Annotated in this window: 7 protein-coding genes and 1 pseudogene; 4 read left to right on the top strand and 4 right to left on the bottom strand. The window is 57.2% G+C overall.

All coding sequences use genetic code 11. The features are described 5' to 3' along the window. The 3 genes from BGP00_RS07650 to BGP00_RS07640 all read right to left on the bottom strand — a co-directional run. A partial coding sequence (locus BGP00_RS07650) for a type II toxin-antitoxin system YafQ family toxin (RefSeq protein WP_292925732.1) occupies window positions 1–270 on the bottom strand: 270 nt, incomplete at its 3' end. Then, a complete protein-coding gene (locus BGP00_RS07645) occupies window positions 254–547 on the bottom strand; it encodes a type II toxin-antitoxin system RelB/DinJ family antitoxin (protein WP_292687946.1) in 294 nt (97 codons plus the stop codon). The genes BGP00_RS07645 and BGP00_RS07650, both read right to left, overlap by 17 nt. Before the next feature lie 63 nt (window positions 548–610). After that, a complete protein-coding gene (locus tag BGP00_RS07640) occupies window positions 611–3,391 on the bottom strand; it encodes a DNA methyltransferase (RefSeq protein ID WP_292687944.1) in 2,781 nt (926 codons plus the stop codon). Between the two features lie 212 nt (window positions 3,392–3,603). Between BGP00_RS07640 and BGP00_RS07635 the strand changes: the two genes are divergently transcribed. The 4 genes from BGP00_RS07635 to BGP00_RS07620 all read left to right on the top strand — a co-directional run bounded on the left by BGP00_RS07635 (window position 3,604) and on the right by BGP00_RS07620 (window position 9,896). Then, on the top strand, window positions 3,604–5,961 hold the full coding sequence (locus tag BGP00_RS07635; RefSeq protein ID WP_292687942.1) for a TerB N-terminal domain-containing protein: 2,358 nt from the start codon (window positions 3,604–3,606) through the stop codon (window positions 5,959–5,961). Beyond that, the gene (locus BGP00_RS07630) at window positions 5,961–7,265 is read left to right on the top strand and encodes an ATP-binding protein (protein ID WP_292687940.1); all 1,305 of its coding nucleotides are present in this window, start codon (window positions 5,961–5,963) and stop codon (window positions 7,263–7,265) included. The genes BGP00_RS07635 and BGP00_RS07630 overlap by 1 nt, the downstream gene beginning before the upstream one ends. Further along, a complete protein-coding gene (locus tag BGP00_RS07625; RefSeq protein ID WP_292925731.1) occupies window positions 7,262–9,457 on the top strand; it encodes a DEAD/DEAH box helicase in 2,196 nt (731 codons plus the stop codon). Before BGP00_RS07630 ends, BGP00_RS07625 begins: the two co-directional genes overlap by 4 nt. A 91-nt stretch (window positions 9,458–9,548) precedes the next feature. Next, window positions 9,549–9,896 (top strand): hypothetical protein, encoded by a 348-nt coding sequence (locus BGP00_RS07620; protein ID WP_292687936.1) that lies wholly within the window; start codon window positions 9,549–9,551, stop codon window positions 9,894–9,896. Here BGP00_RS07620 and BGP00_RS07615 read toward each other — a convergent pair. Continuing rightward, window positions 9,890–10,562: pseudogene (locus BGP00_RS07615) on the bottom strand (conjugal transfer protein TraG); the annotation flags it as partial. The gene BGP00_RS07620 and the pseudogene BGP00_RS07615 sit on opposite strands and share 7 nt — an antisense overlap.

Genomic DNA, 10,562 nt, shown 5'->3' with positions numbered 1-10,562 from the left:
GCCCGGTCCCGCTGTGTCGTCCACTTCGTAGATCAGCAGGAAATCCCCGCCGATGTGGCATTCTCGTGTGCCTGCCCATTCGCCTTTCAGCGCGTGATCGCGCCATTCGGGCGGCAGCGGCGCATCATTGGCGATCAACAGCAGCATCGCCTCTTTGAGCTGGCTCATGTCATAGCGACCAGAGCGTGAAAGGCGCTCCCAGTCTTTCCTGAACGCCTTGGCCAGATCGAACGTGCGCGGAAGCTTCGCGGACTTATCCTTCTTTGCCATCGAGTTCGGCAAACATGGCATCGGGATTAGTAAAGCGGGCGCGGCGCTCGGCGATGATGGCACGCGCCTCGTCCAGCGCGGCTCGGGTTTCGGCGTTGGGCACTTTCAGCTCCAGCGGGAAGGCTTGGTCGACCGCGATGCGGTGGAACAGCAGGCGCACGGCGTCGGATGCGGTCAGCCCCATAGCCGCCAGCGCCTCTGTGGCTTTTGCCTTCAAATCATTGTCCATGCGGATATGCAGCATGGAGCTTTGCGATGGCACGTGGGGTGCGTTCATCCGAGCCTCCTGTATCTCAAATGAGAGATACGCCGATGGCGCGAAAAGTCAATGTCGCACCCATCATGCCGCTGCCTTTCCGCCGGTCATTTTGGTGTAGAGATCGAACAGCTTTTCGAGCCTCTCGGTGTCGTTCTTGAACCGGCGGCCGATGTAGATCCGCTCTAGCACTTCATCGTTGCGGTCATGCGCGTGGCGCAGGTTTTCCGGCATGGTGTCGGGATCATAAAGATCCGCGATGGTCGCCGGGAAATGCGCCTCGCGAGCCAGCAGGATGTCCTCGGCGCAGCGGGTGAGGTCGGCCTTATTCTGCTCCGTCAATTTTGGGACCGGGAAGGTGTTCCAGCCAAGGGTGTTGGAGTAAGAAAAGTCGGTGCGCATACGCACGCAGACTGTGCCAATCCAGACCCAGTGCAGGCGTGAGGCAATCAGCGCCATGTTCCACAGGGGGGCGTCATAGAGTGCGTAGGCTTTGTGACCAACAATCTGTGATCCGTCTACAACCGAGACCGGCAGGTATGGTCTATTTTCCGACGAAATGGCTGGCATTACAATGATGTGATCATCTCCAAGGAAACAATCACGGAAGCGATGAGGCGTTTCTGCCAGCTTGCGCGCAGATGCATCGCTTGTCATTTTTGCACGCGCTGCAGCAACCTTCCGGAGACGCTCTGCGATTGGTGGAATGCGCATTGCCTGATCGACCTGATCGTCTGCAATCCATAAGCACTTACGAGCTAGGCCAGAAATAATCTCCTTCGAGCCGAGGAAATCCCGAAGTAGCCCCTTCGCCTCTGGCCATTCATTTTGAATGCTGGCGGCTTCACCCTGTGTCAAAAGAAGATCGACGCCATAATAAGTATGATTGCCGAACTGCATGTTTGCCCTGTCATCGGCTGGTTTTGAAATCGCCATGACAAAGGTGTCATTCGCTGGGATCAGGTAGGAGTTAATGACAGGGGTGCGCCTAACAACCGTTTCGCCGTTTTCGGCAATGGAAAAAATCGACTTTTGAGGACGAACTTGGTTCGAGATGCCCACGATTACAACAGTGACGCCTGCGTTGTGGCTCGCGAGATTCGCCCATTTGAAACTCGTATGAGCAAAAACAATATTGGTGCCCGATTGTAGTATTGGCTGCCAAAGGATTGGAACCTGCGCGCCTTGACATATGGAGTTAGTAGAAACCAATGCAGACACAGTTGGTGTGTGGAGGCCATATTCAGTAGCTTTCATGAACCAACCGGCGACGTAGTCGAGGGACTTCCAGCTTTTGACGCGTCCATCAAATACGCGCTCTAAGTCGTCTTTCTGCTCTGCGCTTTGCCACTTGCTGCCAAGATAGGGCGGATTTCCGCAAATATAGGTCTCGCCGCCCTCGTTCTCGAAGTCGATCTCGGTCTGGTTGAGCGGGGTGCCAAATAGGTCATCCGCCTGCACCTTCACCCCTGTTCCAGTGGGCGGGCACAGGCTCAGCCAATCCAGCCGCAGGGCGTTGCCGCAGGTAATCCAGTTCTGGCTGTCGAGCGGAAGGAAATCGGCCAGCGCCTCTTTCTGACCACGATAGAGCACATCGCACTGAAACTCGGCGATGATCAGCGCCAGTCGCGCGATTTCGGCGGGGAAGGGGCGCAGTTCGATGCCGCGGAAGTTGGTGAGGGGGATCTCGCTCTTGCGCTCCGCCTCGCCCCGTCTCGTGTTGATAACGGCCTCGATCTCGCGCATCTGCTTATAGGCGATCACGAGGAAATTGCCGCTGCCGCAGGCCGGGTCGAACACGCGGATGCGCGCCATGCGGTTGCGCAGGTTCAGCAGCTTGCGGGGATTGTCGCCAGCCTCTTCCAGCGCTGCCCGCAGATCGTCGAGGAACAGTGGGTTCAGCACCTTCAGGATGTTGGGCACGCTGGTGTAATGCATGCCCAGCGCGCTGCGCTCGTCATCGTCGGCCACAGCCTGGATCATGCTGCCGAAAATGTCGGGGTTGATCTTCTGCCAGTCGAGATTGCCGATCTGGATCAGGTAAGACCGGGCAATGCGGCTGAAGCGCGGTACATCGGTGCTACCCGAAAAGAGCTGGCCGTTGACGTAGGGAAACACGTCGGCCCAGCGCGGCGTGCCAGCGGCTTTGCGATAGCGGTCGTCTAGCTTGCCTTCGTGGCGGGTGGGCGTGTCCATCGCCTTGAAGATCGCGCCGATAACTTCATGCGTATTGCTGGAATCGCGCTCCGACATCTGGTCGACGGTGCGGGTGAACAGGCCTTCGCCGTAAAAAATGTCCGTGTCTTCCGCGAAGAAGCAGAAGATGAGCCGCGCCATGAAGTGGTTCATATCGGCCCGGCGCTCGGCTGCGGCCCAGTCGGGGTTGTCCTTCAACAGTTCGACATAGAGCTTGTTGAGCCGGCTCGTCGCCCGGATGTCGAACGTGCTCTCACGGATCTGTTTGACGGTGGTGATGCCGGCCAAAGGCAGAAACAGGCCGAAGTGATTGGGGAAATCGGCATATTGGCAGGCGACAGTCTCGCCGGTGGCCAGTTCCTCTGCCTGAAAGTCTGCGCCATCGGTCGCAAGGATGAACTTGGCCTTGGCTGCTTGAGTCTTGGGGCTGGCGCGCAAGGCCTGGAGGGTCGCGTCGACCGCGCCTCGCTCGCAGGTGGCAATATGGATGTTGCTGCGCTGAAGTACGCCGCCCGGCACGTCAGAACCATTCGACGCGCCAGTCCGCAGCTTCTTGAGCGTGGTCGCCTTGTTTCCGAAGGCTTCCAGAAAGGCATACGGAAATTCCGCCGCATCAAAGGGAGCGGCAGCAAGGTCGGTGATGGCTTGTTCGATTTCAACGGCGTTCATGGCTGATCACTAGGCCAGTTGCGGCATCTGCCGCAAGCGGGCGACCGGACCATCGTGCGCGAATATATCGGAAAGTTTTGGTCGGTCGGCATTCCGTAACCGAATAGGTTTTCTGATAAGTTCCTTAAATTGCCTGCTTCTCCCGCGTTGCGCCACTTGCGGCAAAGCGCCCGCTGGGTATTGTGCGGAAACGCCACCAAGAGGAATTGGACTTGAAATTTTTCAAGGCAGTCTTGACCTATGTTCTGGCATTCATTGCCTGCATGTTTGTCGTCGCCACTGCGCTGCAAAGCTGGCCGGCGGGCATGCAGATGTTGTTTGCTTTTGGCGCGCCCGGATTTGTCGTTTGGTGGCGTTCTGCGCGCAAAAAGCCTTCTGAAGGGTCCGTCGATGCTGGCGCGCATCCGCCGATCCAGAACGGTGCTGGTTCGATAGCGGAGAAGCCGGTCGAAAATGTCTACTCCTCGCGCCCAATGAGAACTGTGCCGAGCGCCAGTTTGCCAACCGGTATCCAAGGTTGGGTTCCCAAGGGACGTAGTATCACCATCGCTGGCCGCACATTGGGAGGCATGGTCTATGTTGGAACTGCGCCTGGCGTCACTGGCGGCGGCTATGGCGAGCGATGCCGTGCTTACATCGACCCAAAGCAGCCTGTTTCATCTACCGGTGCTGACAAGAGCGGAGAATCCATGCCGTACTGGCCTGGATATTCCAGCATTCCTCCTTCTTGCCGCGCGACCTATCTCGACTGGCTGGCGGATGGCGCCAAGGATCCCGCCATTAATCCCGGCTATATGTTCCTCTATTTTTATGGCTTGGAACGACGCTTCCTGGTCGACAGTCCTTCAGACGATGAAAAGCGAGAAATTCTCACTGAGGTCCAACGGTTGCGCGATTTGTTCGGCTCGAACCATTCGGTCCAACGCTACCTGAGCGATTTCATCGATCTTGCCAGTCTTGTACTTAATGATGATGATTTCAAAAAGCCGGTTTTCAAGAGCTGGACTTGGGATCTTCCACTATCCTTGAAAGTCACCCTTGGCGGCATGATCGCCAATGACATTCCTTTGAGTTCAGAATGGCTGCTTAGCTGGTTTCTTTGTCACGGTGAGAAGCGCCTCCGCACGCCTGCCCATCGCTGCGAGGATGAGTTCAGGGCGCTCTTCTGCTTCAAGTTCGACGAACGATACCCCAAGGGGCTTAAGGTTGCGAAGTCGAAGAAGCACTTGAAATGCAGCTATCGCGCAGCATCCGGGGAGTTCACCAAAGATTTGCCGATATCGGCGAACGGGCGGCCTGTGCTTGATATTTCCGGATTGACCAAGCCAGTCACGCTGGCACAGGCTATCGCGGACGAGGCGATGGATGAGTTGGATAAGCTCAGCCGTTTTCTCGGTCGTAATCCGGAACGCAAGGGGAGCTTTGAGGCCCATGCATTGCTGCCAACTTGCCTCTGGGACAAGTTCCCGTCCGAGCAGCGGCAGGATTTGATCAACTGGGTTAAAACCCACATCGAAGCGGGAGGCTTGGTGCCCGTGCGCGAGGTGTTTGGCCGGGTTGGGAATGAAGCGGCAGGAAAGATCAGTAAGCGCCAACTGACTGATGTGGCTGACGCATTGGGCAGCCTTGGCTTTGGATTGGCACCAGATCCCCGTTATGGGCTGAGACTGCCAAAGGCGGACGAACCTGTAGTCCTTTTCGAATGGGATGGAACGTGGGATGCAGAGAACGCCTCCGGTGCTTATCGTAAGGCCCTGATCGAAATGGCGTTGGGTGCCTTCATCGCCCAGTCCGATGGCCATGTGAGCGAGAGTGAGCAGCGTTTGTTGGCCAGCAGAGTCTCGCAAGTGACGGATATTTCAGACTGCGAGCGCAGGCTTTTGAAAGCTAACCTGGATTGGCTTCTGGCTGTTCCTGCTGACATGGCCACCCTGCGCAGTCGTCTGAAAGATGTCGATAGCGATCAGCAAACTGCACTGCGAAGTGCTATGATCGCGATCGCCCACGCCGACGGGATCATCAAGACTGAAGAGGTTGCCGGCATCGAAAAAGTTTATCGAATCCTGGGGCTTGATCCCTCAACTGTTTACTCTGATTTGCACGCTGGCGAGGTATCCGACGCCCCTGTGCGGGTCAAAGCTGCGGAACCTGGGGCTCCGGGAGAAGCCATCCCAGAGGATTCTTCCACTTCGAGGTCTCAGCTTGATCCGAGCCGGATCGCCGCCATACGCTCAGACACAGCGCGGGTATCTTCCGTGCTCGGACAAATCTTCCAAAGCGAGCCGGATGGTGAGCCTGAGCCCATTGCCGCAGTTTCACCCATTGCTGGCCTTGATGCGAAATGCGCCGCTTTGGTGCGTGATGTCATCACAAAGGATTATTGGAGTGAGGGTGAATTCGTAGATCTGGCCAAGCGGCATGGACTGATGCCCCTGGGGGCGCTTGAAGCCATTAACGAATGGTCGTTTGCGACCTATGATGAAGCCCTGCTCGATGAACATGACGGTTACGACGTCACAGAAGACATCGCGCAAGCGTTGAAAACGCAATTTGAGAAAGAGGTAGCCTGATGTCCAAGCTGAAGCCCCGCGAACGTGACGCCATAGTTCAGGCGCTGCGCGCAGGCGTCGTCCCGAAGCTGGGTTTGAGACATCTGCAGGTCGGCCGGGCCCACGAGATCGAGGAACTCGTCAAGGATATTGATCGGATCGCTGATGGCGGTTCGGCCATTCGGTTCATCATTGGCGAATATGGGTCGGGCAAAACATTTTTCATGAACCTGATCCGGCTGGTTGCGCTGGAAAAGGGGCTGGTCGTCATGTTTGCCGATCTCGCTCCCGATCGCCGGTTGCATGCCACAAGTGGTCAAGCTCGCAGCCTATATGCCGAAATGGCCCGCAATCTCGCTACGCGATCCAAACCCGACGGAGGCGCGTTGACCAGTGTGGTTGAGCGCTTCATCAGTCAGGTCCAGCAGGAGGCGGAAGCCAAAGATCAGTTGACTGGCAGTGTGATCAGGGAGCGGCTTTCTCACTTCGAAGAGATGACGGGTGGCTTCGATTTCGCGGAGGTGATCCGGCGCTATTGGGAGGGCCATGAAGCGGGCGATGAGGATTTGAAATCTGCCGCCCTGCGCTGGTTGCGCGGTGAGTTCTCAACCAAGACGGACGCGCGTAAAGCTCTTGGCGTCCGCACGATTGTTGATGATGCGAGTGTTTACGACCACCTGAAACTGATGTCGGCTTTCGTCTGCGAGGCGGGATACAAGGGTTTGCTGGTTGGCCTTGATGAAATGGTCAATCTATTCAAACTGAGCTCGGCGCAGGCCCGGAACGCCAATTATGAGCAGATTCTGCGTATTCTCAATGACGTGCTCCAAGGCAGCGCAGAGCATCTTGGATTCTTGTTGGGTGGGACACCGGAGTTCCTGATGAACACCCGGCGCGGCTTGTACAGCTACGAGGCGCTGCAATCGCGATTAGCGGAAAACACGTTTGCCCGTGATGGTCTGATCGATTTGTCGGGGCCTGTCATCCGTCTTGCCAGCCTGACGCCGGAAGATCTGTTTGTGCTTCTTTCCAACATTCGCGCGATCATGCAGGGCGAGGACGATGCTTTGCCTGATGCCAGTTTGGAGGCATTCATGGCGCATTGCTCATCCCGGATCGGGGAGGCTTATTTCCGCACGCCCCGGAACACTGTGACGGCCTTCGTCAACATGGTGGCGGTCTTGCAGCAAAACCCCGGTGTCGAATGGACCGACTTGATCGAGAAGATTGATGTCAAGGAAGATCGGGGCGATGATATGGCTGACATCGACGAACAAGTCGGCGCAGCGCCGGTCGATGATGATCTTGCCGCATTCCGTTTGTGACTTCCGCATTCGATAAACTCGCAAGGCCTGTCCAGCGATGGATCCGGGCTCAAGGCTGGCGAGAATTGCGCGATATTCAAACGCGGGCGATTCATGTCATTAGGGACAGCCAGGCCGATGTGATCGTTGCCGCATCGACAGCGGGAGGCAAGACCGAGGCTGCTTTCCTGCCCTTGATTTCCGAAGTCCTTGAAGCGGAGGTAGGCGGAAGTGGAGGGTTTGATTTACTCTACGTCGCGCCGCTCAAGGCGCTAATAACCGATCAGGCAAATAGACTGGAGGCAATCTGCCAAGAGGTGGAACTTCCTGTTGTGCCTTGGCACGGTGACGTTGCGGCCTCGATCAAGACCCGGGCGACCAAGCGCCCGCGCGGCATTTTGCTGATCACGCCTGAATCGCTAGAAGCGCTGTTCATTCGCCGTGGACTTGATGTGCCGCGGCTTTTCCGTTCTGTACGCGCGGTCATACTCGACGAAGTCCACACCATGCTCGACAGTGAGCGCGGTGTTCAACTGCGCTCACTGCTCACCCGTCTGGAACTCGCCATCGGTCGGCCGGTCAGGCGCATAGGGCTTTCCGCGACCTTGGGGGACATGGCCCAGGCTTGCATTTATCTGCGTCCGGATGATGCCGCCAATGTTCAGGTGATTGAAGCGGCCGGCGGAGAGGCTGAGCTTCGTTTGCAACTGCGAGGATACCTCGCGGGTGGAACTGATAAAAGCATCCCGCCACCAACAGAGCTCATTGCGAAGCATATTTTCGATCACCTGCGTGGCACCGATAACTTGGTCTTTGCAGGGTCACGCCAATCGGTTGAAATCTACGCTGATCGTCTGCGGACTATGTGCGAGGACGCCCGCCTCCCGCAGGAATTTTATCCTCACCACGCGAGCCTTTCCCGTGATCATCGCGACCTTGTCGAGCGTAGGCTCAAGGATGGCAAATTGCCAACTACAGCGATTTGTACCTCCACATTGGAGCTAGGGATCGACATCGGGGATGTAAGCTGTGTGGCGCAGATTGGCGCGCCATTCAGCGTTGCCTCTCTGAGGCAGCGCCTCGGGAGATCTGGGCGCCGCGCTGGCAAGCCGGCGATCCTGCGCCAATATGCTGTTGAAGCCATGCTCGATTCGAAAAGCAGCTTTGCGGACAGGCTCCGGCTAGGTCTCATCCGGTCAACCGCCATGATCGAATTGCTACTCGAAAAATGGTGCGAGCCTGCGCAATCGGGGGCTTTGCACCTTTCGACTCTGGTGCATCAGATATTGTCGATCATTGCCGAAAAAGGTGGCGCCCATGCCCCTCGGCTCTATCGTGTGCTCTGTCAGGACGGACCGTTCCGCCAGGTCAGTTCGGCCATTTTTGCCGATGTCTTGCGCGCCATGGGGCAGGCAGACCCCGCTCTGATTGAACAGGCTAACGATGGCCTGTTGCTGTTGGGGCCAACGGGGGAAACTTTGGTTTCCCATTACAGTTTCTACGCCGTGTTCCAGACACCGGAAGAATACCGGCTGATTTCGGATGGACGGGAGTTGGGCACTCTGCCGGTCGACAATATGGTCGCACCGGGCATGATGCTCATATTTTCCGGGCGGCGCTGGTTGGTCCAAGAGGTAGATGATCGTGCCAAGGTCATTCTTGTCACGCCCGCCAAGGCCGGCACCCCACCGATTTTTGGCGGGGATGCCGGCATCATCCATGACGTGGTGATTGAAAGGATGTTTTCCGTCCTAAAGCGGAATGACAGCCCCACCTATATGGACGCTACGGCCCAGGACCTATTGGCGGAAGCGCGCTCAAACTTCGCCCAGATGCAATTTCCCCAGGGTAGGATTGCACAAATCGGCGAAGGAGAGTGGCTCGTCGCTACTGGCCGTGGTACGGTCAAGACTACCACACTTGCCTTTGCGTTGAGGGCGAGGGGCTTTACCGTCCAAATCTATGATGGCTTTCTTGAGATTTTGGTCGCGAAAAGTACGCAGCCTCTGGAAGTTGCACTGAAAGACCTCGCAGACGGCGGGGACGCCAAGCTGTTTGCGGACAATGCCAATTTGATGACGGAAAAATTCCATCCTTATCTTTCAAAAGCGTTGCTCGAGATCGACGCATTGGCGGTTCGTCTCGATGAAAACTGTTTACCAGCGCTTGCAGAGGCTATCCTTTCTGATAGCCAACTGGTTCACGGGATTTGAGGTTTGTCGATGGGGCACCTAGCGTCACTCGCTCATTGATCGATGCAGAGTTTTGTTTGCAATATGTTCCGCTTTTGATTATTCCTTAGCTATGTCTGAACTTGATGAAATCGCCCAGCTCAAGGCTCAGGTCGACCAACTGACGGCTGAGAACGCGGCCTTGCGCGAAGATGGCTTCCGAGGCTCGAAGGCCGAAGCGCTGATGGCGCTCGAGTATGACCGCATCCCGACTTTCATGAAGAGCCAGAAGGCCATTGCGTGGCAGCGCAAGATTGCCACGGCGGTGATGATTGTCGTGCCTTTGATCCTCGTTGCGGTTGCTGTCTTTGGGGGGCTGTATGCCTATCGGGACCATCAGCAGCAGATGGAAAGCCGGAAGGCAGATCAAGAGTTGAGCGCTGTGATCGAGAAGAACGTCAAAGCCAGCTCTACTCACTGATCGACGTCACGCCGGGTTTTTAGATTGCGTTTGTCGGCAGTTTGGCCAGCAGCGCCAAACGAAGCGTGTTGGCCGGCGTCATCCCGAGCCACCTCAGCCGCCCCTCTCTGAATTGCAGCTCTAGCGGCGTCATCGCCCGGCGCATGACGGCCCGTTTCCGGTGCACCATCCGAGCCTTGCGGCTCACGCCTTGGCGCAGTTCCTGCGCTGCGGCGGACCTGCGGTCTTGGCGTTGCCGACGGCATGGAAACCTCAGCCGGCCCCCGTACACTCCCCATCGTCGTACCGGGATCCCGCAAGCCTGCCTGAACCGGCGCCATGCCATCGGCAGCATATTGCTCGAGGATCCTGCCCACGATCATGTTGCGGACTTCACGCTGATGGGGAGATGGTGTGGTGTTGGTGAGTGAGGGCGCGCCCAGATCGCGGAACTCGGGGCTTGCCGCCATTTCGGCATAGCGCGAGGCAATGACCTGGCTCATGTCGTCGGAGATCTGGTAGCCGTTGCTGCGCGAGATCGAGGCCATGCGTTCGATGCGTGCGCCAACCTCGTCCGAGTGGGTCGCCTGCCGCTCCAGCGATTGCGCCTCGGAAAAGTCGCGCTCGATGGCGTGGCGCTTTTCCGAGAAGTTCTCGACCCGGTGAAAGGTGCCATCGCGCCAGTAG

Origin of the sequence: Novosphingobium sp. 63-713 (assembly GCF_001898925.1) — a bacterium.
In the GTDB taxonomy this organism is placed as follows: Bacteria; Pseudomonadota; Alphaproteobacteria; order Sphingomonadales; family Sphingomonadaceae; genus Novosphingobium.
The sequence above is the reverse complement of the archived record's forward strand: the minus strand, read 5'-3'. Positions and strand labels throughout refer to the sequence as shown.